At 39.2% G+C, this 20034-nt stretch carries 22 protein-coding genes; 7 read left to right on the forward strand and 15 right to left on the reverse strand.

The genetic code is table 11. The features are described from left to right. Positions 1-254: 254 nt before the first annotated feature. On the reverse strand, positions 255-1628 hold the full coding sequence (locus RFX69_RS15235) for a dihydrolipoyl dehydrogenase (RefSeq protein WP_005109429.1): 1374 nt from the start codon (positions 1626-1628) through the stop codon (positions 255-257). A gap of 147 nt (positions 1629-1775) precedes the next feature. On the opposite strand from RFX69_RS15235, the gene RFX69_RS15240 reads away from it, so the two are divergent. Next, complete coding sequence (locus RFX69_RS15240; protein WP_000839939.1) at positions 1776-3257, forward strand: hypothetical protein; 1482 nt, start codon at positions 1776-1778, stop codon at positions 3255-3257. Positions 3258-3543: 286 nt separating this feature from the next. Here RFX69_RS15240 and RFX69_RS15245 read toward each other — a convergent pair whose 3' ends face one another. Next, positions 3544-3879 carry a TIGR01244 family sulfur transferase gene (locus tag RFX69_RS15245; RefSeq protein ID WP_005109431.1) on the reverse strand — a complete coding sequence of 112 codons (336 nt, stop codon included), beginning with the start codon at positions 3877-3879 and terminating at the stop codon, positions 3544-3546. A gap of 192 nt (positions 3880-4071) precedes the next feature. Here RFX69_RS15245 and RFX69_RS15250 point away from each other — a divergent pair, with 192 nt between their 5' ends. From RFX69_RS15250 to RFX69_RS15260, 3 genes are read left to right on the forward strand one after another with little or no spacing between them, the layout of a single operon-like run. Next, positions 4072-4968 carry an alpha/beta hydrolase gene (locus RFX69_RS15250; protein WP_000543478.1) on the forward strand — a complete coding sequence of 299 codons (897 nt, stop codon included), beginning with the start codon at positions 4072-4074 and terminating at the stop codon, positions 4966-4968. Next, entirely contained in the window at positions 4969-5406 is a 438-nt protein-coding gene (gene trxC / locus RFX69_RS15255; protein ID WP_000587648.1) for a thioredoxin TrxC, read from the forward strand. A gap of 1 nt (position 5407) precedes the next feature. Continuing rightward, complete coding sequence (locus tag RFX69_RS15260) at positions 5408-5830, forward strand: acyl-CoA thioesterase (RefSeq protein WP_001287658.1); 423 nt, start codon at positions 5408-5410, stop codon at positions 5828-5830. A gap of 40 nt (positions 5831-5870) precedes the next feature. Here RFX69_RS15260 and RFX69_RS15265 read toward each other — a convergent pair whose 3' ends face one another. Further along, positions 5871-6365, reverse strand: coding sequence for a DUF4442 domain-containing protein (locus RFX69_RS15265; RefSeq protein ID WP_000083571.1), 495 nt, complete (start codon positions 6363-6365; stop codon positions 5871-5873). A gap of 35 nt (positions 6366-6400) precedes the next feature. Continuing rightward, positions 6401-6889 (reverse strand): YajQ family cyclic di-GMP-binding protein, encoded by a 489-nt coding sequence (locus RFX69_RS15270; protein ID WP_001138893.1) that lies wholly within the window; start codon positions 6887-6889, stop codon positions 6401-6403. 91 nt (positions 6890-6980) lie between these two features. Here RFX69_RS15270 and RFX69_RS15275 point away from each other — a divergent pair, with 91 nt between their 5' ends. Next, the gene (locus RFX69_RS15275) at positions 6981-7295 is read left to right on the forward strand and encodes a rhodanese-like domain-containing protein (protein WP_000619820.1); all 315 of its coding nucleotides are present in this window, start codon (positions 6981-6983) and stop codon (positions 7293-7295) included. Between the two features lie 51 nt (positions 7296-7346). Here RFX69_RS15275 and mnmC read toward each other — a convergent pair whose 3' ends face one another. From mnmC to RFX69_RS15295, 4 genes are read right to left on the reverse strand one after another with little or no spacing between them, the layout of a single operon-like run. Continuing rightward, positions 7347-9218 carry an FAD-dependent 5-carboxymethylaminomethyl-2-thiouridine(34) oxidoreductase MnmC gene (gene mnmC, locus RFX69_RS15280; RefSeq protein WP_272393124.1) on the reverse strand — a complete coding sequence of 624 codons (1872 nt, stop codon included), beginning with the start codon at positions 9216-9218 and terminating at the stop codon, positions 7347-7349. A gap of 23 nt (positions 9219-9241) precedes the next feature. Continuing rightward, positions 9242-9721 carry a hypothetical protein gene (locus RFX69_RS15285; protein WP_001175200.1) on the reverse strand — a complete coding sequence of 160 codons (480 nt, stop codon included), beginning with the start codon at positions 9719-9721 and terminating at the stop codon, positions 9242-9244. Positions 9722-9725: 4 nt separating this feature from the next. Next, positions 9726-10028 (reverse strand): YciI family protein, encoded by a 303-nt coding sequence (locus RFX69_RS15290; RefSeq protein ID WP_001115787.1) that lies wholly within the window; start codon positions 10026-10028, stop codon positions 9726-9728. 34 nt (positions 10029-10062) lie between these two features. Then, positions 10063-10677, reverse strand: coding sequence for a septation protein IspZ (locus tag RFX69_RS15295; protein ID WP_000645707.1), 615 nt, complete (start codon positions 10675-10677; stop codon positions 10063-10065). 44 nt (positions 10678-10721) lie between these two features. Between RFX69_RS15295 and RFX69_RS15300 the strand changes: the two genes are divergently transcribed. Continuing rightward, a complete protein-coding gene (locus RFX69_RS15300; RefSeq protein WP_023896198.1) occupies positions 10722-11573 on the forward strand; it encodes a PHP domain-containing protein in 852 nt (283 codons plus the stop codon). 7 nt (positions 11574-11580) lie between these two features. On the opposite strand, the gene RFX69_RS15305 is transcribed toward RFX69_RS15300, so the two are convergent. Next, the gene (locus RFX69_RS15305; protein WP_000637023.1) at positions 11581-12492 is read right to left on the reverse strand and encodes a bestrophin family protein; all 912 of its coding nucleotides are present in this window, start codon (positions 12490-12492) and stop codon (positions 11581-11583) included. A 62-nt stretch (positions 12493-12554) separates the two neighbouring features. Then, positions 12555-13274 (reverse strand): DNA repair protein RadC, encoded by a 720-nt coding sequence (gene radC / locus RFX69_RS15310; protein ID WP_085941210.1) that lies wholly within the window; start codon positions 13272-13274, stop codon positions 12555-12557. Between the two features lie 100 nt (positions 13275-13374). On the opposite strand from radC, the gene coaBC reads away from it, so the two are divergent. Beyond that, positions 13375-14628, forward strand: a complete 1254-nt coding sequence (coaBC, locus tag RFX69_RS15315; RefSeq protein WP_000006958.1) for a bifunctional phosphopantothenoylcysteine decarboxylase/phosphopantothenate--cysteine ligase CoaBC — start codon at positions 13375-13377, stop codon at positions 14626-14628. 63 nt (positions 14629-14691) lie between these two features. Here the strand turns inward: coaBC and secF are convergent, their stop codons facing one another. The 5 genes from secF to RFX69_RS15340 all read right to left on the reverse strand — a co-directional run bounded on the left by secF (position 14692) and on the right by RFX69_RS15340 (position 19925). Continuing rightward, positions 14692-15657, reverse strand: coding sequence for a protein translocase subunit SecF (gene secF / locus RFX69_RS15320; protein ID WP_001984787.1), 966 nt, complete (start codon positions 15655-15657; stop codon positions 14692-14694). An 8-nt stretch (positions 15658-15665) separates the two neighbouring features. Continuing rightward, the gene (gene secD / locus RFX69_RS15325; protein ID WP_001270222.1) at positions 15666-17567 is read right to left on the reverse strand and encodes a protein translocase subunit SecD; all 1902 of its coding nucleotides are present in this window, start codon (positions 17565-17567) and stop codon (positions 15666-15668) included. Between the two features lie 51 nt (positions 17568-17618). Beyond that, positions 17619-17948, reverse strand: a complete 330-nt coding sequence (gene yajC, locus RFX69_RS15330; protein ID WP_000051669.1) for a preprotein translocase subunit YajC — start codon at positions 17946-17948, stop codon at positions 17619-17621. Positions 17949-18046: 98 nt separating this feature from the next. Next, positions 18047-19180, reverse strand: coding sequence for a tRNA guanosine(34) transglycosylase Tgt (tgt, locus tag RFX69_RS15335; protein ID WP_000667231.1), 1134 nt, complete (start codon positions 19178-19180; stop codon positions 18047-18049). A gap of 175 nt (positions 19181-19355) precedes the next feature. Next, on the reverse strand, positions 19356-19925 hold the full coding sequence (locus RFX69_RS15340) for a LemA family protein (protein WP_000147160.1): 570 nt from the start codon (positions 19923-19925) through the stop codon (positions 19356-19358). Positions 19926-20034: the final 109 nt, after the last annotated feature.

Below are 20034 nucleotides of genomic sequence, written 5' to 3' on the forward strand. Positions count from 1 at the left end.
ATCTCAGTGTGGGATTACCCATGTGAGAGTAAGTCATCGCCAGCTCATTATTCTAAACACCCCAATCTCAAAAGAGGTTGGGGTGTTTTTTTATATGGGAAAGGGGTAAAATTGGCTAGGTAATAAAAATAAACTGTGTATTATCTAACTGAACAAACTTAGCCTCAATCAAGCAAAAATGTAGCACTCAACAGAAGAAGGCTTCTTGAAGTATAAAGAGCTAACTTTGCAAGAGAGCTCTCTTTTAATAATAATTATTTCAACTGCCTGCGAGCATGTTTAAGAGCAGTACGAAGGCCTTCTTCTAGTGTTGGATGATAGAAAGGTTTCTCTAAAATATCATTTAAAGTTAGCTTTTCTCCAATAATCCAGCTTAATAGATGAGCCATATGTTCTGTAGCTTCGGTAAATAACTCTGCACCAAGCAATTTCTGACTTTCTCGCTCTATATAAACTTCAATAGCACCCTTATTTTTCCCGAGTACGATAGCTCTTCCTTGTCTTTCATAAGATGCTTCACCTGTAACAAAATCTACTCCATTATCTTTAAGTTGTTTATAACTTTGTCCCACAATTGCCATTTCTGGATGACTAAATACAATTCCTAATGGAGTAAGTGTCTTAACTGCGTTTACCTGTGGATAATTTAAACAGTTATAAACAACTTTTTTACCTTCATGGGCAGCTTCATGTTGTAAAGGCGTAGAGGTGTACGCATCACCAGCAATAAAAATTGGATAGTCATCTAATTGTTTAGTTTTTGCATTTACAGGTAGTAATTTAATATCTTTAAAAGACTTATCAATATTTTCTAGCTTTAGCGTGTCAAGTAAGCTCGAACGACCTGTTGCAGATAACACGTACTCAGTTTGGATAGACTCCTCTTTTTCATTAATTTTATAATTCAAAATAGCACCATCAGAAGTAGACTTAACCTCATGAGGCAATGTCTCAAATAAAAAATTTAACTCTTTACTCAGTTCTTCTTGAGCGAGTTGTTGTAGCTTAGGACTAGTAAATATCCCAATTCTTTTACTACGAGCAAATATAGTGGTTTCTACACCCAAACGATGCATGGCTTGGGCAATTTCTAAGGCAATTACTCCACTTCCAATAATAGCGATAGACTTGGGTAGGGTGTTTAATTCAAATATTTGATCTGTAGTAATAAGACGATCATCTAATTCTTGTTTCCAAGTTTGATCATAATTAGGTGTAGAGCCTACTGCTAAAATAAAACTTTTTGACTGATACCGTTTACCATTTACTTCAATAGTTTTTGCATCAATAAAATGAGCTTTACCCGAAATTTTATGTTCAGTGGGCCATTGTTCGACATCTTTTACTGTGGCCTTAGTAAAACGATCACGTAAGGTTCTCACATGCTCCATAACCTGATCAGTACTAATATCTGCTGAAGCACTCAGCCCAACCTCTTGAGCATTTTGTATATCATACATACGGTTTGCAGTAGAGATTAAGACTTTACTTGGCATACACCCTACACGTGCGCAAGTGGTATCCCAAGGGCCATCATTTATAATTAAAAGATTATTAGTGTATTTTACTGCTTCTTTATAAGCGCTAATACCAGCCGTACCCGCGCCAATGATAATAAGATCGAACATTATGAATCCTAATAACTATAAATTTTTCGTATAATAAGTTACATAATAAAACACAATGTAATTTATGTTTACAGAGTGCATCCAATATGATTACACTAATAATATAAATAATTAAAAAATCTTATACCTTTAGGAAAGATTGGGGAAATGAAAAGTATGTATAAAAAACAACTTACCTTGAAGTTGTCGGCTATTGCTGTATCAATTATGTTAGCAAGTTGTGGCGGGGGAGGTGGTGATGGTTATTACCAGAATGGTTCATCAAATAGTAATAATCCTTCATCTGGAAGTAATAATAGCGGATCTCAGCAAGCGACTGCTACAGCTTTAAAGATAGAACTAGATAAATTATCAGTTGCTGCAACGAATGATACTTTAACTGTTACTGTTAGAGCTTTAGATAAGAATAAAGGCGGTGTTGCTGGTGCTAATGTCACTTTGGAATTAGATGATCCAACAAATAACGTATCTATAGAAGGCGTATCTACTCAAACTACTGATGCGGCAGGTAATGCTATATACATTATAAAAACACCAAAAACATCGAGTTCGATAAATGAGTTGGTGAAAAATGGTTTTAAATTAAAAGTCTCTACGAATAATGGTACGCTTACTCAAGAACAGACAGTGACAGTAACAGGTAGCAACAGTACTGTCGAAGCTGATACTACGAGTATTGTATTGTTTGATGCTACAAAAACCTCTCTAAATGTTAGAGGTGATCAAACAACCGTCACATTAACAGCTGTAGATGCAAATGGTGCAACTTTAGCAAACCAAGCAATTACACTTAAAGTTAGAAATTCAGTTTTAAATGGTGTCAAATTTACTCCTAATGCGACACAAACTGATGTAAATGGTCAGATCAGCTATACTTTATCTTTTAGTGAAAATCAAAGAACTTCATCATATAGTGCTGGTCAGTTCGTAACAGATGATCTTGTTTTAGAAGCAAACTTTGGCCAATCTACAAAAATTTATACTTATAAACTTGATGTGGTTAATTCTGATGTACCAGTAGCAGTAGGCGCTATTGCCGTAGCATATAATCCGACCACAATGGAAGATTCAAGTGATGGAGTCTACTACTATAAAAATATTTCAGTACAAGTGACTGATGTGGATGGTAAACCGATACCCAATCAAGATGTAGTCATGGGCGTTAATGCTCTTGCGTATTATAAGGGTCGATATGGGTTTGTTGATACTTCTAATCCAACTGATGATAAACCAGATGAATATCTTCCTGTTATTAGAACAGCCTGTACATCACCAGTCCAAGCTGTAAATGTGAATGGGGACGTTATTAATCAATTAAAGCCGCTTAAAGAAAATTCTACAGTCCAAGTTGTATCGTATATCAACAGTGCAGGTACCGCTGCAACCAATAATAAATATACGACAGATGCAAATGGACGTTTTGATCTTAAAATTCAATATCCTAAAATTTATGCATCATGGTTAACTGTTCAGTTAACGGCTAAATCTACAGTTTCGGGAAGTTTAATTAAAGGTTCTACATCCTTAACTTTAGGTTATTTAACTAAAGATGTCAGCCTTACGGATCTTAATGGTCCAAATATGGAAAGTCCATATGGAATAGATCCAGACTGTTCAAATGGTAATTAATATAAAAAGAAGCAGCCTTTGAGCTGCTTCTTTTTTAGAGCTGTGTTCCCATACTTACCCCGACAGTAGGGCGTACTTGCATAGATGAACACGCGCTGAGAATAAGGCAGCTTACTAATAACAAAATCAATTTATTCATAAAATAACTAAGTAAATAAAAAGTAACTTAACTACTTTAGCTGAAGACTGTTTGTATATCTGTTGAATTGATGCAGTTGTATATATTTTTTATTAAAAAAAGCTCTATCTTTAAATAAAAATAGAGCTTATGAATTTATTTATTCATTTAATCATCTAACAAATCCATTTGTTTGGCTAATTGATAAAGATTGTTTGAACGGTTTCCAGTGCGGCAGAACATGAGAACCGGTTTTGGAAGTTCATTATAGTGATTTGCAAAAGTACGAACATCAAGTTCAGTAATTTGGCCAGCTACAACAGGTTGATAAACATAATCTAGGCCAGCTTGGCGTGCTGCTTCTTCAATTTGAGCACTGGTTGGTTGTTCTGGACCACCTTCCATGTCAGGACGGTTATTAATAATAGATTTAAAGCCTTTTTCTACAACTTGATCCACATGTTCTGGGCCAATTTGACCTGCGAAACCAACATTCTCTGACATTTCGTCACTCCAAAATTTAATAAAACCTCTTATGCTGTATCATAGCATTAAGCTTAACCTGAGATACAAGACACTAAAACGTTGTTCCTACATAGATAAAATTTATGTAAAAGAACAGCTCTAGATTTTTAAAAGGCGATCAGGATGTTTTTTGTAAATTCATTACTTCGACCATAATGCCACGGAGCACATATGCACGCTTATACGGTTGAGCCTTTATATGTTCCATGTGATCAGGAAATGATCGCAGCTGACTTTTATATTCCAAAAACAAATAATAAATCTGCGGTAATTATCATGGCACATGGTTTTGCCGGATTGCGTCAATTCAAACTCATCCAATATGCCCAGCGTTTTGCTCAAGCTGGCTATGCGGTTATTTTATTTGATTACCGATATTGGGGTGGAAGTACAGGTAAGCCCCGAGAGATGATTTCTATCAACTCTCAACTAGAAGACTGGAAGACCATGATTCAATATGCTTCTACGTGTAAATTTATAGATAATCGAAGAATTGTATTGTGGGGAACATCCTTAAGTGGGGGATATGCTTTAAGCCTAGCTTCTGAATTAAAGAATATTCAGGCCATTATGGTACAAATTCCATATGTTGATGGTGCGGAAACAGCAAAATTATACCCATTACAGCGTTATCCCCAAGCTTTAAAGTTGTCGAGCCAAGATTATATGGGTTCAAAAATGGGCCTTAACCCTAAAAGGTTGCCTGTTGTAGATCAATATAAATTGTGCTTTATGCCAACAGCAGATAGCTATTATGGTTATTTATCGATTGTGAATCCGGATTATTACTGGAGTGGAGAAGTCCCGGCACGCGTGTTTTTTAATTTGATGCGTTATCGCCCAATTCAACTTGTACGTCAAATTAATATTCCAGTTTTATTTATTGCCGCTCAGCATGATTCTTTGATTCCAATTGAGTCTAGTCGTGAAGCTGCGACTAATATTGCTCCTTTTGTGAGTTATCATGAATGGGATATGAAACATTTTGATATCTATCACGGTTCATGGTTTGAAAAAGCAGTGACGACCCAATTAGAATTTTTACATCAGCATATAGGAGTGATGTAAATGATTATTGTATGTGCATCGTGTGGTGCAAAAAATAGAGTACCAGAGGAAAAACTTACCGCTCAACCGAGTTGTGGACAATGTCATCAGCCATTACTCCCGCTTGCGCCAATTGAGTTAAATGAACAAAACTTTAGCAACTACATCACAAATAGTGATCTGCCTATTTTGATAGATTTATGGGCAGAATGGTGCGGACCTTGTAAAATGATGGCGCCACATTTTGCACAAGTTGCAAAACAAAATCCACGTGTCATTTTTGCCAAGATTAATACCGAAGAGTCTCCTCGCTTAAGCCAAGCATTTAATGTGAGAAGTATTCCTACCCTTGTATTAATGAATAAAACCACAGAAGTTGCTCGAATGAGCGGCGCATTACGCGCGCCTGAATTGCAACAGTGGCTAGATCAACAACTTCAATTGAATTTCGGGAGCTAAGGTGTCAGAAGCTTATACCAAACCAGAAGGAATTTTATCCTTACAAACGATTGCCATGCCAGCAGATACAAACTGGAGTGGTGATGTGTTTGGTGGGTGGATCGTGTCACAAATGGACTTGGCTGGAGCAATTCACGCGGAGCGTTTTAGTCGTGGTCGCTGTGCTACGATTTCCATTAATCAGATGACCTTTTTGGTTCCGGTAAAAGTAGGCTTTGTCATTAGCTGCTATACCAAAATCTTAAAAGTGGGTAATACCTCTATTCAAATGCAAATTGAAGTTTGGGATAGCCATGATGACTCTCGTGCCCCAATTCGTATTACTGAAGGGGTCTTTACCTTTGTTGCAGTAGATGTAAAAGGCAACAAACGTCAGATTCCTGAGGAAGCGAAACAGAAATTTCTTATCTCTCAAGAATCGTAATAAAAAAGCCCAAATTTGAATTTGGGCTTTTTTTATATCTTTATTTCTTACGTTTAGGTAACCATGCCCATAACATTTGGCATTGAATCGGTTCATTACCTGCATCATCAATGACAGTAACTGGAATAACAAGTTCACCTTTCTCATGATCAGCAATATATTTTTGCTGTTCGGTAGAGAGAGTCGCTGTTGCTGTTAAACCACCTTCAACCACTTTTAAATAATCAACATGTAATGATTTGATTAATAAAATACGGTTATCTGGAATATGTAAACCCGTTAGAAAACCTGTTGCAGTTTCTGCCAAAAGCGCCATAGCCGCAGCATGGACACCTTTAATATGGTTCTGCATATTTTTTTGATTTTCTAAGCGAACCGTCACATGGTTTACATCTACTTCCAGATAGCGAATGTTTGCTGTACCCACCATTGGCACAATGCGGCCAAATGCCTTGCTCCAAAGCGTACTCCGAATACCTTTAGGGAATTTTGAAGTTGCTTTTACCAGTTTTAATAGACGATTGGATTGAGACATGGGATTACCTTAATTGGGAATGTCATGCGAAGACATTAATCTTTAAAGTTATTAAATTGTAATGGCAGACCAAATTGTTGTTCACGTAAAAAAGCCATCACTTGTTGTAAAGTGTCACGCTTTTTATCAGTTACACGGATTTTGTCGCCTTGAATAGATGATTGCACTTTGATGCCACTTTCTTTAATGGCTTTATTAATTTTTTTTGCTGTATCAGAGTCAAGGCCATCTTTTAGTTTAATCACTTGTACAAAATTTTTGCCTGATGCTGTTGCTTTCTGTGGGTCAAGCGCTTGCACATCAATTTTACGTTTATAAAAGTGATTTTCTAACATGTTATAAACTTGTTCACACTGGAAATCACTTTCTGTACTGATTTTTATCTCTTTATTTTTTTCATTTAATTCGATAGAAACATCATGACCACGGAAGTCAAAACGTGTTGCAATCTCTTTTTGGGTGTTTTGTACAGCGTGATTAACTTCAAATAACTCTAATTCAGAAACAATATCGAAAGAAGGCATAGTTTAGACCTTTACAAAGTGAAAGAATATTTGAGATGCTAAGAGGGTTTTCTTCATTTGCCAAGTGTTGTTTACATCAAAGGAGTGCACAATGATCCGTAAACAAGAAATTACAACATTTGAGTTCCCAGAAAATGCTGTTATCTGGGATGTCCGTGATTCAAGTGCTTATGCAGAAGGGCATGTTAAAGGTGCGGTAAGCCGCCCAATTAATGATTTAAATGCTGATATTTTGAACCAGGTCGCTGCGGATCAGCCGATTTATATTTTATGTGGTGGTGGTAGCAAAGCTCCTCGTGCAGCTGAGAAACTAGAAGGCTTAGATGCCTCGCGTGAATATGTCGTGCTGATGGGAGGGACGCGTGCAGCTCGTGACGCAGGTTTACCTCTAGAGCAGGGCGCATAAAAAAAGCACCTTCGGGTGCTTTTTTATTGGGACCAAATTTTCTCAAGTGCACTATTGAGATTTAAAATAAGGTTTCTTAGGTTTAACTTTCTTTTGAAAACGTTGGGCATCTAATTTCTGTAATAGGCTTTTGGGAACAGGACAAGCTTCTCCTAAAATTTGGGCCACTAAAACTTCACTACAAAGCGGTGCAAATAAAAAGCCCTTTGAGCCTAAACCTGCAAAAGTAGAAATACGGCTTTCCTTCTGCATTTTTCCCACAAGTGGAAAATAATCTGGACTTTGAGCGCGAACTGATGCTCGTCCTTGCCATTGTTCGACTGGCGGTAATTGTTTTGCATAATGAGGGAAAACGCTGTGGATTAATTCAAAGTTATGCACATGGTCATCAAGCAGTACTTCTTGATCGTCTCGGTTTGGGTAGAAAGAAGCCCCTAGAATAAGTTCAGACGTATTCAGTTGCATACAATAACCGCCATAGCTATAGGCTTCGTTTAAAGGTAAGGTTGCAAAAGAATTATCAACCCAGCTCACCTGTCCACGTATAGATTTTAATAGCGGATAATTTTCAAATAAAGCAGCACTTTCTCTGGCGCAGCACACCACGACATGATCAGCCTCTAAAGTAGTTTCATTACCACTTTTTAATTGAACTTTATTTTCAAAAGAAACAAATGTCGTGATATTGGCAATTTTCAGTTCAATACCTGGATGTTGCAAAATTTCATCACGTAATTGGTGCGGAGAAACTGCTCCAGCTTCGGTCAATAAAATGTGTGGATAGTCTGATTCAAGTGAGCTTGTTTGCCGCGTGACAATATCAGCAGGATATTGATTAGTAAGATCGAGAAGATCTTGTGCATTTTTTAAAGCCATTTGCTGTATTTGAATCGGGCGAAAGGCTTGAAAATTTTTATAGAAATTTAACGCATGTTGCCAGCTTAAAGTCATGAGATGCTCATGGCTTTGTTCAATTGGGCATAGTTTCGGATTAAGTAATGCCAACGGATTGCCAGAAGCACCTGATAACGGCGCTGTACGCTCAAATAGAGTGACCTGATGCCCACGTTGAGCAAATGCCCAAGCTGTGCTTAAACCTGCAATCCCAGCGCCAATTACGGCGATACGCTGCTGAGTAAATTGGAAAGTATCGCTAACTGGTTCTAATAAAATTTCTTCACTTAAAGGTGCTTTCCAAACGGCTTTAAGCATTTCCCGTTTATGTCCAAAACCGCGAGGACGAGAAATATCGATTCCGTGAGCCTTTAGCCCACGTTTGAGGACACCAGCTACACTAAATGAGGCAAAGGTAGTGCCATAGTCGGAAAGCCGAACAATATTATTTAAAACATTTTGTTCCCACATGTCCGGATTACAAGAAGGCGCAAAACCATCCAGAAACCAAGCATTCACTGCCTTCGTTTTTACCATACTTGGAAAAATATCTTGTGCATCTCCTAACCATAGGTCGATGCTGAAGCGCTCTTCTGGAAAACTTAAACGATGGCAGCCTGCAAGAGGTGAGGGATATTGCTCAATAAGTTGTTTGGAAAGCGGTTTAAGTTCATCCCATACATTTAAAGCACGAATGAGATCAGCTTTGCTTAAAGGAAACTTCTCGACGCTAATTGCATGTAAATGACTGTGGTTATTTGGACGTACTTGTTGCCATAGTTGCCAGAGCGCAAGAATATTTAAACCAGTGCCAAACCCGGTTTCTCCTACACTGAAATATTCAAAATCTTGTAAATTGGCTAATCGTTCTGCTAGGTCATTGCCATTTAAAAATACATGCCGTGTTTCAAGCAGACCATTATCTTTAGAAAAATAGACATCACCAAATTGTTTGGAAATGGGAACTTCAATACCATCAATAGATTCCCAATCCAGCTCAGCAGTTTGTATACGGTTTGATTTGTTCATTCGGTTTAATAAGTCGCTCAGGATTACCACTGACGTCGACGTTTGGTGTAAACATAACTCGCAATAAAGAAGCCAAGCAGTACGCCACCTGCAAGAGTTACTGCGCCATATAAGAACATTTGAGCACTACGTTCACTTTGTAAAACTTGTACCTGAACAGACAAGTTATCGTTCTTTAGCTGCAATTCTTGGTTTTGTGCTAGCGCTTCAAGGTTTGCATGTTCTAGCTGTTTTAGACGAGATGCTTGATCTTGAACTAAAGCCTTAATTTTTGCATCTTGCTGTTGCTTGTTCTTTGCGATTTGTTCTGCTGTAAGCGGTTGTGTTGAGGTTGGTGCTGTTGTAGTCGCAGGTTTAGCTACAGTTGCAGAAGTAGGCGCTGGTTTAGCATTCTGTGTTGACGCTGCAGTTGGAGGCGTTGCTGGTGTCGCAGCAGGTTCAACTGCTCCGGCAGTTGAACATATCAAACACAAGCCAAGAAAGCTTTTGGTTGCAAGCTGCATGCGTTTACCCTTTTGGAAATGCTTTATTAAATGGTTTGACATCAACATGACTATAGATGCCTTCTTTCAAAAATGGTTCTTCTTTTAACCATTCATCTAAGGCTTCACGTGTATCAAACTCTACAATCATGGTGCTGCCATAAAAACCAGCTTGCGGATCATTAGGGTCTTTTGGCATCGCTCCAGCAGCAACTAGACGACCTTCATCATCAAGTTTTTGCAAACGTTCGATATGTTGAGGACGTACTGCTAAACGTTTCTCTAGAGTTCCTTCGTTATCGGTACAGCTTAGAACAAAAAAAGGCATGTCATCGTATCTCTATAATCAATCCGAAACCACATTAAGCATCTGGTGACTTAAAATGTTTACGTAAAATAATGAACTGAATAATGATAAATGAAAACATGACAATCATGTCACCAAATGCAGTAAATTCGCCCCAATATTTTCCGCCGTGGAATAAAAACGCAAAGAAAACATGTAAACCAGACATCACGACAAACATAGCTGCCCAAGCAAAGTTTAAATTTTTCCAACCTTTTTCGCTTAAGGCTAAAATCGGATCAAATAAACGTTGAATAAGAGGCTTACGGTCTTTACCAAACCAAGGTGAAACTAAGAAAGCACCTGCAAAAACTAGATTCAAAATAGCGGCTTTTAAGCGGATGTAAAAATCATCGCTCAACATAAGGGTAATACCACCAAAAATGACTGTCATGAACAGCACAATCCATTGCTGTTTATCTAGACGGAACTTTTGCATGATGAACAACGCACCATACACTACCAGCATTGAAATAATTAAACCGGTAGTAGCGACAAGAATATTATTATTATCAACACCGCCAGCAGACCCGATCAGTTTGAGTAAAGGATGCTGTGTATCGGCTGGATCAACTGTCTTATATAAATAAAAGAAAATAATTAATGGAACAAAGTCCAGTAGTGCTTTCATGTTAGAGTATCTGATCAGGTTTGGTGAATGGCATAGTATAAAAGATGCAAGGCATAGATTTACATACACATAGCAATATTTCTGATGGAACTTTGTCTCCAGAATTGCTAGTGCAAGCTGCTGTCGATGTGAAGTTGCATACTTTAGCGCTAACCGATCACGATACGATGGATGGATTACAGCGTGCAAGAAATGCTGCACAACCCCATGATTTGCAAATTATTTCTGGTGTGGAGATTTCAAGCCAGTGGTCACGACCAAGCACGAAAAAAAGCTATGGCGTGCATATTGTGGCTTTAAATATGCAAGATGAAGCCCCAATTTTAGAAGCATTAGAACAACAAAAAAGAATTAGGGCACAAAGAGCGGAAGTTATTTGTGAACTATTAAAAAAGTGTATTGGCTTTGATATTTATCAAGATGTGCTCGATAAAGTTGAAAATCAACCAGACCGGATTACCAGAACCCATATTGCTAAAACCTTAGTTGAAAAGAATGTAGTAAGTCGTCCTCAACAAGCTTTTGATCGTTTTTTAAAAGAAGGGAAGCGTGCTTTTGTAAAGTTTGAAGGATTGGGTTTGAAAGAGACCATTGAGGTTATTCATAACAGTAAAGGATTTGCAGTTTTAGCTCATCCAACCCGTTATGATTTATCGGCTACAAATACCCGGTATTTGATTGAGTTATTTGCAAGTTGTGGTGGAGATGCGGTGGAGTTGCCGCCTCCAGTAGATCCTTTATCTACTCGCCAAATGATTGATCGTATGATTGACCAGCATCATTTGGCTATTTCAATTGGTAGCGATTTTCATGGTGAAAATATGCCGTGGATTAAATTAGGAAATACCCCTAAACCAACGAGTAACCAGCAAGGCATTTGGGAACGTTTTAACTAATCATATTTTAGAGCAAATTGTTATCTTGAGCTTGAATTGGAGGAGGCGTGGGCTTACCAAGTGTCCCCAAAAGCTCAATTTCGATACTACGTACCATTGCATCTAAAGGTAAATCATTACTTTGCGTACCAAATGGTTCCTCAATTTCGGTACTTAAAGCATCAAGCCCTAAAAATGTATAAGCCAAAATTCCAACCAGTAAAGGCGTTGCTAAACCAAGCAAAGATCCTAAGCTAAATGGCAACATAAAACAGAAAAAATAAACGGTACGGTTAAGCAAAACTGAATAAGCAAAAGGAATAGGAGTATTTGCAATACGGTCACAGCCAGTTTGTACGACACTTAGATCTGCAACATTCTTATTCATTTGAGCATAAATAATATCTGAAATTTCCCCTTCTTTAAGCGCTTGTAATAATTCCCATTGAATAAGGCTAAGCGTATATTGAGGTGCGTTATTTTGTTGGTAAAGTTGGGTAAGTGCTTGTTGGCTCATGCCACTGGTTTGTATTAGCTCGGTGGGGTTGGCTGTTTGACGGCGTAAACGGTCACGTAATACATTGGCAAATACAATAACGTGCTGAATGACACGTTCACGGCGGGCTTGAGTTAAAATTCGGCAGTCACGGTCGAAATGTCGCGAAGTCGCAATCAGGACCCCCCATAATTTTCGGGCTTCCCACCAGCGGTCATAACATGCAGTATTCTTAAAACCTAAAAAAATAGAAAGTACGACACCAATTAAAGTAAAGCCAACTAAAGGAATTTCTGGAAAACGATAGAGGTTAATATATTCAACCCCACCAATGATTGCCGAAATCAGCATTACTACCCCTAAAGAGGGCAAAATTTTAGGTAATATCGTCCCTCGCCAAGAGAATAAAACTTTAAAAATACTGGGCTGTTCACGAACAATCATTTTATTTTAAACGTCGCTATTTTTGTTTTTGATATTCTAAGCTTAGTGAAGCTTTGTCAATATCATTGAACGGCTATTGAGGTAGGGTTGAGCAGTTGTTGTTCAGCAAATGAAAAGCTACCTTCTGGCGAGATAATAAAATGGTCTAGCAGACGAATTTCGACAAGCTGACAGGCCTGTTCAAGTTGCTGTGTGAGTTTAATATCTTCGAGAGAGGGCTGTGGGGAACCAAATGGGTGGTTATGTGCTATTACTAATTGGCAAGCGTGCTGTTGTAAGGCATAACGTAAGGTTTGATTCACTGAAACAGCGCAGTGTTGAACTGAACCAAAAAATAACTTTTTAAAATGTAGTTTTCGTAGTTCGGCATCTAAGCAAAGTACCGCAAAGACTTCTTGTTTTTCACCTTTTAATTCGTAACGTAAATAATCTAGAACTAAATGAGAAGAATGAAGGCTTAGCTCAGTCTGGCTAAAATGATAGTCGAGATAACGCCGTCCAAGCTCTTTTACGGCCAGTAATTGAGAATACTTGGTAGCTCCGATACCATTAAATTGAGCTAATTCATTGTAAGATGCATCGAAAACAGCGTTTAGACTACCAAACTGTTGAATCAGTAAACGTGCGAGCTCTACTGCTGAATGTTGACGTGAACCTGAGCGAAGAAAGATCGCGAGTAGTTCAGAGTCAGAAAGGCTTTGAGGGCCTTGTTGTAATAACCGTTCTCTTGGCCGTTCTTGTTCTGGCCAATTTTTAATAGAAGTATTCATATTCCCCAGCAATATTCTGCTTAAAAATTTATTTTGTTTGCCCAATCAATCTTGGGTCTGCGCGTATTTAATGCTATTGTGAGCGCCACTGCAACAGAAAGGTATCCTGTTCGTGAGCTTTGATTTAAGTGTTATTCCTCATAAAAACATTGTTTTAGCTGTTACAGGTGGGATTGCTGCCTATAAGAGTGCCATTTTGGTCCGTCGTCTTAAAGATTATGGTTTTGACGTTCGGGTTGTGATGACACACGGGGCTCAAGCATTTATTACACCTCTAACTTTTCAGGCTCTTTCAGGAAATCCTGTACATACCGAGCTTTTAGACCCTGAGGCTGAAGCTGGAATGGGCCATATTGAATTGGCTCGTTGGGCTGATTTATTACTGGTTGCTCCAGCAAGCTGTGACACATTAGCTAAGTTTGCTAATGGTTTGGCAGATGACTTACTCAGTACTTTATTTTTAGCAACTAAAGCGCCTGTGTGGGTCGCTCCTGCGATGAACCAGCAAATGTGGGCTGCAAAAGCAACTCAGCGTAATTTACAAACTCTGGTTGAAGATGGCGTGCATGTGATTATGCCAGATGCAGGGGAGCAGGCGTGTGGTGATGTAGGCTTAGGCCGTATGCCGGAACCGGAAGAAATTGCAAGGCAAGTGGCGGGTTATTTCCATCAAGCCCAACGTGCAATTGCTGAAAAATTTGGGTTGTTGGCAGGTAAGCGAGTTGTAATTACTGCTGGACCAACCCGTGAAGCGATTGACCCTGTTCGTTATATCTCAAATCATAGTACTGGAAAAATGGGCTTTGCTTTAGCTGCGGCATGTTATGCAGCAGGCGCAAAAGTTACGTTAATTGCTGGTCCCGTAAGTTTAGATACTCCAAACGGTGTTCAACGTGTAAATGTGGCTTCGGCTCGACAAATGTTAGATGTCAGTATGGAGTCGCTTGAGACTGGCTGTGACATCTTTATTGCGACGGCGGCTGTAGCTGATTATCGCGTCGCCGAAGTGGCAGAGCATAAAATTAAGAAAGCAGGGGATGAGCTGAATGTTTCCCTTGTAAAAAATCCGGATATTGTGGCAACGATTGCAGCTCAGGAAAAACGTCCATTTATGGTGGGCTTTGCTGCCGAAACGCAGAATGTTGAAGAATATGCAGCAGGGAAACTGGTTGCTAAAAAGCTAGATATGATTGCATGTAACGATGTTTCTCGTGCTGATATTGGCTTTGCTTCTGATGAAAATGCGATGACAGTATTTTTTGCTGAAAGTTACCATATGAAAAAACGTGAGTTAGAGAAAGCATCTAAGCAAGAAATTTCTCAACAATTGGTTGAAGCTATTTCGGATGCATTACGCCGTAAATAATTTTTGAACCAAATAAAAAAACCGCGAATAAATCGCGGTTTTTTTATAGTCTTATTTAGACAATCAAGGGATTTCATCTTCAAATTCAGGTTTGACCTGAACAATGAAGTCTTGACGGTTAAGACCACGCCATAAGGCAAATGCTGTACCGATATAAATCGAAGAGTAAGTACCGACAAAGACACCGACAAACATTGCAACAGAGAACCAGTGTAAGCCATCACCACCTAAGAACATCATTGCAAGTACTACGAGCAATAAGGTCATTGAGGTATGGATGGTACGGCGTAAAGTCTCAGTTAACGCAATATCAACGATTTCACGTGGAGTTGCACCGCGAATTTTACGGAAATTTTCACGGATACGGTCTGAAACAACGATGTTATCGTTAAGCGAGAAACCAATCACCGCAAGTACCGCAGCTAAAACTGTCAGGTCAAATGGCCATTGGAATAAAGCAAATGCACCAATAATGATGATGATGTCATGGAATAAAGACATCACGGCACCCATTGCGAGTTTGAACTCAAAGCGAATGGTGACATAGATCAACATTAAAATCAGCGCAAGTGCAACAGCACCAGCCGAACGAACATAAAGCTCGTTACCTACCTGACCGCCTACAGAGTCCACTTTATGAACTTCTGCTGCATTGTTTGGTAATTGCACAGCTTTGGTAATCGCATTATTAAGATCTTCAACCTTAATATCTTGTACTGGCATACGAACAAGTAAGTCTTTATTACTACCTAAAGTTTGTACTACAGCATCTTTAAAACCAGCTTTGTCGAGAGCCTGAATAACTTCTGCCTGATTTGCTGGCTGAGCATAGTTAAGCTCGGCTGAAACACCACCTGTAAAATCCAAACCTAAGTTAAGACCTTTGGTCGCAATAAAGAAAATGCTCGCTAAAGTAATAAGGATCGAGAAGATTGCTGCAGGTTTAGCAATCTTCATGAACGGGATGATTTTTGCATCATCCGGACGACCATATTGTTTTGAAGGCTGTTGAGTCACTTTAGTCATCATAGATCTCCTTAAATGCTCAACTTTTTCAAGTTACGGCGTTTACCATAAATGATTTGTACAATCGCACGCGTTACTGTAATTGCAGTAAACATTGAGCAAATAATACCGATCATTAATGTCACGGCGAAACCTTTAATCGGGCCAGTACCGATTGCAAACAGAATGAATGCAACAAGGAACGTTGTTAAGTTCGAGTCGAAAATAGTGTTATAGGCTCGATCATAACCCGCCACAATGGCCTGTTTAGGTGAGGCCCCCCAGAGCATTTCTTCTCGAATACGTTCACATATCAGTACGTTGGCGTCGACGGCCATACCAATGGTAATGACGATACCCGCAATACCCGGTAAGGTGAGGGAAGCACCTATCCAAGACATAATGGTTAAAATCATTGCCAAGTTAAATACAAGTGCAAAGTTCGCGATTAAACCAAATAGACGGAAGAATACGACCATCCAGATTGCAACAAGCAAGAAACCGATTTGCGTTGATAGTACACCTTTATCAATGTTTTCTTGACCAAGGCTTGGACCAACAACACGCTCTTCAACGAAGTACATTGGCGCAGCTAAAGCACCGGCACGAAGCATTAACGCAAGTTCAGATGCTTCTTGAGGTGAACTTAAACCAGTAATACGGAAAGTTGAACCTAAAACGGCTTGAACGGTTGCGGCATTAATCACGACAGACTCGGTATATGGTGTACGAACTTCTGTTTGAGCACCAGTTTTTGGATCTGTAACGTAGCTAATCTTTTGTTTATTTTCGATGAACAATACCGCCATGCGTTTTCCAACTGCATTACGGGTTGCATCTGACATCAGCTTACCGCCAGCACTATCGAGCGTAATATTTACTTCGGCACCACCAGAGTCTTGGCTAAAGCCAGAACTTGCATTTTGAACGCGTTCACCAGTCAAGATACGGTTACGTTGCAACAACAGTTGGCGACCACTATCTAAAGACTGATAAGCAAAAACTTCCGTACCTGGAGGTAACGGTTGACCATTATATTTACCCGTATATGGATCAATATATTGATCATTTAAGTCAGATACCAAACGGAATTCGAGGTTAGCAGTACGGCCTAAAACACGTTTAGCTTCTGCTGTATCTTGAACACCCGGTAATTCAACGACAATACGGTTGCTACCCTGACTTTGTACTAAAGCTTCTGCAACACCAAGTTCGTTAATACGATTACGTAGTGTTGTTAAGTTCTGATTAACTGCATAAGCCTGAATTTCTTGACGACGTACATCAGTATAAGTGAGCTTTAAGATTGAACCTGTCGTGCTCGCTAATGCCTGTTGGGTATATTCATTACCATTACGGCGTAAAAAATCCATTGCTGCATCACGATCCGCATTGTCAGCAAACTGAACAGTGATCACATTATTATTTAACGCAAGATTGTTAAATTTAATTTTGTTTTCACGGAACTGACGACGCAAATCAGTGGCAGAGGTTTCCATACGTTGGGAAATGGCTTTGTCCATATCTACTTCAAGCAAGAAGTGGACACCACCACGTAAGTCCAAACCAAGTTTCATTGGTTTCGCCCCAATTTTTTGCAACCATTCTGGAGTTGTTGGTGCAAGGTTTAGGGCTACAACATATTGATCACCTAAGTCACGGCGTAATACTTCTTTTGCTTTCAATTGCGCTTCAGAAGAGCTGACACGCAAGAGAGCAGCATTATTTGTAAAAGTATTATCGTGGCTTGCAATATTTGCTGTTTTTAAAATTTGCTCTGCTTTTTGCACCACACTTTGATCAATTTGGGTACCAGCTTTGGCACCGGAAATTTGAACGGCGGGCTCATCCGGATATAGACTAGGCAGTGCGTATAATGTACTGACTACCAGAACAACCAGAATCAGTAAATATTTCCATGCAGGGTAACGCATTCGCTTTCTTCTTAAATGAAAAAGCCGTGCTAAAGCACGACTGTTTTATGATTAAAGGTTATTTAGAGTGCCTTCTGGTAATACAGAAATTACGCTGGCACGCTGAATTTTTACTTCTACACCACGGTTAAGTTCAACAACCGCATAGTCACCTTCAAGTTTAGTTACTTTGCCCATTAAACCGCCAGCAAAGACAACTTCGCTACCAACACCCAAGCTTTCGATTAAAGAACGGTGTTCTTTTGCACGTTTTGCTTGAGGACGCCAAATTAAGAAATAGAAGATTGCAACGAATACAACAATCATCAAAATGTTTGGTAAAAGGCCAGGGCTTTGGGCTGCTGCTGGAGCTGCATGTGCAGTAGAAATGAACAAGCTCATTTTAATTTCCTAAAGTTAAAAAATATGAGTCAGATACCTGACATAATCCTAATTCGTTTTGCAATTTACCTTGTCTTGAGGTTGAGCGCAAATCTCGCTTATTCATCGACAGGGCATGGTGGAACTTCTAATCCGCGGCGGGCATAAAAGTCCTGAACAAATTCATCAAAAGTGCCATTGTCTAATGCATCACGCATACCTTCAGTTAAACGTTGGTAATAACGTAAGTTATGAATGGTACCAAGCATAGACGCCAACATCTCTCCACACTTCTCAAGGTGGAACAGGTAAGCACGAGTAAAGTTCTTACAGGTATAGCAATCGCAGTGTGGGTCAAGTGGTCCTTGGTCATGACGATATTTACTATTACGAATACGTACCAGACCATCAGTGACAAAATAATGACCATTACGTGCATTACGTGTTGGCATTACACAGTCAAACATATCGACACCACGGCGCACCGCTTCAACGATATCTTCAGGTTTACCTACACCCATCAGGTAACGTGGTTTGTCATGCGGCATCTTGTTTGGAAGATAATCTAAAACCTTGATCATCTCTTCTTTTGGTTCACCAACTGACAAACCGCCAATTGCGTAACCGTCAAAGCCGATTTCAAGTAAGCCATTTAAAGACTCATCACGTAAGTCTTCATACATGCCGCCTTGAATAATGCCAAATAACGCATTTTTATTTTTAAGTTCATCGTGGTGATGAGTCTTACAGCGTTTTGCCCAACGCAAAGAAAGCTGTAATGATTTTTGTGCTTCTTCATGTGTCGCAGGATAAGGCGTACATTCATCAAAAATCATGACAATGTCAGAGTTCAATACATGCTGAATTTCCATTGAAATTTCAGGCGATAAAAAGACTTTTGAACCATCAATCGGAGAACGGAAAGTAACACCTTCTTCCTTAATTTTACGCATAGCGCCAAGACTAAATACTTGGAAGCCGCCAGAGTCAGTCAAAATTGGCTTATTCCATTTAATAAAGTCGTGCAAGCCGCCGTGTTGCTTGATCACTTCAAGGCCCGGACGCAAATATAAATGGAAGGTATTACCTAAAATAATTTGTGCCTGAATATCTTCAATATCACGTGGCAGCATGCCTTTGACTGTACCGTAAGTCCCCACCGGCATAAAAACAGGGGTTTCAACAACACCATGTTCTAAAGTTAAACGACCACGACGGGCACGACCCGACTGACCTAATTTTTCAAACTTCATTTAAAAATCCTGAACAATAGCAAGCAATGCCGTAGGGCAGTGCAAGGGCGAAAAAACAGTTCGCTGCTAAAAAGAGGGCTATTTTCCTTGATTCTGCGACGTAGTTCTACTACTAAATGTAGCTGACTATAAAATCGGTCAAATTTCCGGTTGACCGATTGCTTTTTTACCTCGACTAAAAGTTCGGTTTATAGTCAAAATTGTCAGTAGCCAAATTATCTCGAAAAGGACGAATTGTTTTTTTAGATAAAGTCATCGTATTGATAATATTATTTGGGAACACTTCAATCTGATTATTAAATACTTCGACGTTTCGGTTAAAAATGCTGATTGCCGCGCCGACATTTTCGTTTTGTTCCTGAATATCATCCATCATTTTGCCATAGAGCGTATCTGCTTTTAGTTCAGGATAGTTTTCAACCACCACATTTAGGCTACGGATTAGCTCTTTACTCATTTTTTCAATCTGTTGTAATTGAGCAATATCAGTATGATCGACATTCAAACTTAGAATTTGCTGACGTAAAGCAGTTACTTGTTCTAAAGTTGACTTCTCGAACTGAGTATATTGATTGAGTGTGGTTTCTAGTGCTTCAAGTGTTTTTACTTTCTGGCGTTCGAAATTGGCAACCTCAGCCCAAGCGCGTTTGGTCGCATTGAAATAACGCACAATGTTATTGCGAATGTGGATGCCCCAAGCAATCAGTACAACGAAAATCCCCAAGAAAATGAATAAGCCTGTCATTTTTACTCCTCTTATTGTTATTCCCTTATTATGCCTTTTAACTTCTTATTTTTTAATAAGTTGCCAGTTCAGCAGTACGAGAGATTTATTTAATTAGGGTTTGTTGACA

Origin of the sequence: Acinetobacter sp. 148, assembly GCF_031196675.1 — a bacterium.
In the GTDB taxonomy this organism is placed as follows: Bacteria; Pseudomonadota; Gammaproteobacteria; order Pseudomonadales; family Moraxellaceae; genus Acinetobacter; species Acinetobacter baumannii.

Excerpts from the sequence above, each read along its gene's own strand:
- secF (WP_001984787.1), bottom strand. The coding sequence starts at position 15,657 with ATGATGACTAAAGTGACTCAACAGCCTTCAAAACAATATGGTCGTCCG.
- tgt (WP_000667231.1), bottom strand. The coding sequence starts at position 19,180 with ATGAAGTTTGAAAAATTAGGTCAGTCGGGTCGTGCCCGTCGTGGTCGT.
- RFX69_RS15245 (WP_005109431.1), bottom strand. The coding sequence starts at position 3,879 with ATGTCAGAGAATGTTGGTTTCGCAGGTCAAATTGGCCCAGAACATGTG.
- RFX69_RS15240 (WP_000839939.1), top strand. The coding sequence starts at position 1,776 with ATGAAAAGTATGTATAAAAAACAACTTACCTTGAAGTTGTCGGCTATT.
- RFX69_RS15275 (WP_000619820.1), top strand. The coding sequence starts at position 6,981 with ATGATCCGTAAACAAGAAATTACAACATTTGAGTTCCCAGAAAATGCT.
- secD (WP_001270222.1), bottom strand. The coding sequence starts at position 17,567 with ATGCGTTACCCTGCATGGAAATATTTACTGATTCTGGTTGTTCTGGTA.
- mnmC (WP_272393124.1), bottom strand. The coding sequence starts at position 9,218 with ATGAACAAATCAAACCGTATACAAACTGCTGAGCTGGATTGGGAATCT.
- RFX69_RS15270 (WP_001138893.1), bottom strand. The coding sequence starts at position 6,889 with ATGCCTTCTTTCGATATTGTTTCTGAATTAGAGTTATTTGAAGTTAAT.
- RFX69_RS15265 (WP_000083571.1), bottom strand. The coding sequence starts at position 6,365 with ATGTCTCAATCCAATCGTCTATTAAAACTGGTAAAAGCAACTTCAAAA.
- RFX69_RS15250 (WP_000543478.1), top strand. The coding sequence starts at position 4,072 with ATGCACGCTTATACGGTTGAGCCTTTATATGTTCCATGTGATCAGGAA.
- RFX69_RS15290 (WP_001115787.1), bottom strand. The coding sequence starts at position 10,028 with ATGCCTTTTTTTGTTCTAAGCTGTACCGATAACGAAGGAACTCTAGAG.
- trxC (WP_000587648.1), top strand. The coding sequence starts at position 4,969 with ATGATTATTGTATGTGCATCGTGTGGTGCAAAAAATAGAGTACCAGAG.
- RFX69_RS15300 (WP_023896198.1), top strand. The coding sequence starts at position 10,722 with ATGCAAGGCATAGATTTACATACACATAGCAATATTTCTGATGGAACT.
- RFX69_RS15235 (WP_005109429.1), bottom strand. The coding sequence starts at position 1,628 with ATGTTCGATCTTATTATCATTGGCGCGGGTACGGCTGGTATTAGCGCT.
- RFX69_RS15295 (WP_000645707.1), bottom strand. The coding sequence starts at position 10,677 with ATGAAAGCACTACTGGACTTTGTTCCATTAATTATTTTCTTTTATTTA.
- yajC (WP_000051669.1), bottom strand. The coding sequence starts at position 17,948 with ATGAGCTTGTTCATTTCTACTGCACATGCAGCTCCAGCAGCAGCCCAA.
- RFX69_RS15340 (WP_000147160.1), bottom strand. The coding sequence starts at position 19,925 with ATGACAGGCTTATTCATTTTCTTGGGGATTTTCGTTGTACTGATTGCT.
- RFX69_RS15305 (WP_000637023.1), bottom strand. The coding sequence starts at position 12,492 with ATGATTGTTCGTGAACAGCCCAGTATTTTTAAAGTTTTATTCTCTTGG.
- RFX69_RS15285 (WP_001175200.1), bottom strand. The coding sequence starts at position 9,721 with ATGCAGCTTGCAACCAAAAGCTTTCTTGGCTTGTGTTTGATATGTTCA.